Here is a 1,865-nt window from a genome sequence, read left to right as displayed (position 1 = left end):
GGTCAGCAGGTATACCCCCACATTTACGCCAATGGCATGCCAGGAGCCGTCTCTTGGACCAGTTTGCCAGCTGCCGAGCTCCGGATAGACAAAAATCACTAATCCGCAAACGACCACCGCTAACATCCCCAGCAGGATCAGCGGATATTGCAACAGTCCACGAAGCTTGCGCCGCTGGCGAGCCTCGGTCAGTCGTAAGGTTCCCACTTCTTTCAAGGTCTGGGGCAAGGCGCCATGCAACTCTGCTAAACGCAACTGGTAATACAAGTCTTGGCTTACGTACTTTTGCAACCCAGTCGCCAGCATCGTCCCCGCCGCCATTTGCCGCTCGACATCGGTCAGCAACGGCTGGAGATCAGGCATTACTGTCTTGGTAAAGCGCAGGGCATGCTGGAGTGAAAAGCCAACCGACAGCAAATCGTAAACCAGCAGGAACCATTGTCCCTGTGCACTCGGGGTAAACTTAGCCGTTTTGATACTTTGCTGCTTCTTCAGACGTAAGCTGGCCGGTCGCCACCGCTTGGTCAAGATAACGCGTCCACGCATTGGTCATTCCCCTCCCCTGTTGTTTCTGAATTTCGTTTGCCAGCGCTGGTCCGCTCAACTGATCGAACAGGACGGCCGGTGTTGCATCACTTTGCATCAACAAGCGCTGGTAGCAAACCCCGGTCATCACCTGCTCAAGGTAGTAGGGGGAAATCCCCAACTGAATCAACCGGGCGATCACTCCATAGACATCACGGGCATGGACAGTTCCCAGGACTAAATGACCACTCAGGGCGGCCTGAATAGTCATCATTGCGGTCTGGGGGTCACGAATCTCCCCGATGATAAAAACATTGGGACGATGGCGAAGGCCAAGACGAAGCAACTGTTGATAGCCCATCCCTGCCAAGTCATTGATCTGTAACTGAACAAACCGCGGTTCACTGATCTCCACCGGGTCCTCAATCGTCATGACGACTTGCCTACTCGCCAACTCACGGGCAAGCCGGTACATTGTCGTGGTCTTGCCAGAACCCATCGGTCCCGCAAAGAGGATCAGACCCCGGCGATGCAACAATGTTTTCAGTTCCTGCCACTGCTCTGGAAAGAGCAGGTGGTAGCTGTCATCGGTTAACTGGTAGATAAAGCGCACCACCAGCGATTCGCGACCCTGGTAGTCACCAACGCTGGATAGGCGCAAGTTGACTTTTTCCGGTCCGCTATGCCAGGTCAGCGCACCGAGTTGCGGCCGGCGGTGTTCGCTAACGGCCATGTCGGCCCGATACTTCAGGTAGGTGATTAGGCGGCAAGCGTAGTCTTGCGGCACCTCTTTGAACAGCTTCAATTGGCCTTGCTCGGCCACCATCAGCCGGTAATAGTTCTTGAACGGTAATACGTAAAGGTCTGCAATCCGCCGGTTAATGATTACGTTCAGTTCCTTTTCAAAGGCTTCCATTATCCATCCCCCCTACTTAATAAGGACGGTAAAAGAAGATGTTTAAACGAAAAAAAGCTACTGAAAAATTCAGTAGCTTTTTGGGGATTCAATTACCCTAATTATTCTTCGTCGTCATCATCGTCGTCTGGCAGAATACCAGTTTCGTAGATGTCGGCAACATCATCGTTGGCGGTCAATTCATCAATTAAGTGACGGTATTGCTTGACCTTGTCTTCAGGAACGGCGGTCCGGTTTTGTGGGATCATCGTCACTTCGGCAGTATCCAGTTCGTAGCCTTTTTCTTGAAGAGCATCACGAACACTTGCCATGCTGCTTGGGTCGGTGAAGATTTGGAACTTTTCGTCACTGGCCTTCATGTCATCGGCACCAGCATCCAAAGCGTCCATCAACATGTCGTCTTCGCTAGTATCCAGACCATCAC

The 1,865-nt window shown here is 52.3% G+C and carries 3 protein-coding genes; all 3 read right to left on the bottom strand.

Features of this window, described 5'->3' with window-relative positions:
• A partial coding sequence (locus tag ACI31J_RS05795; RefSeq protein ID WP_439773491.1) for a type II secretion system F family protein occupies positions 1-546 on the bottom strand: 546 nt, incomplete at its 3' end.
• On the bottom strand, positions 464-1,441 hold the full coding sequence (gene comGA, locus ACI31J_RS05790) for a competence type IV pilus ATPase ComGA (RefSeq protein ID WP_439773490.1): 978 nt from the start codon (positions 1,439-1,441) through the stop codon (positions 464-466). The genes comGA and ACI31J_RS05795, both read right to left, overlap by 83 nt.
• Before the next feature lie 101 nt (positions 1,442-1,542).
• A partial coding sequence (locus ACI31J_RS05785) for a YebC/PmpR family DNA-binding transcriptional regulator (protein WP_439773489.1) occupies positions 1,543-1,865 on the bottom strand: 323 nt, incomplete at its 5' end.

This window comes from Limosilactobacillus sp. (genome assembly GCF_051873075.1).
Lineage (GTDB): Bacteria > Bacillota > Bacilli > Lactobacillales > Lactobacillaceae > Limosilactobacillus.
This window is presented reverse-complemented; position numbering and strand designations above follow the sequence as displayed.

Bases quoted from the DNA above. Each gene is read 5' to 3' on its own strand.
- comGA (WP_439773490.1), bottom strand. From the start codon at position 1,441: ATGGAAGCCTTTGAAAAGGAACTGAACGTAATCATTAACCGGCGGATT.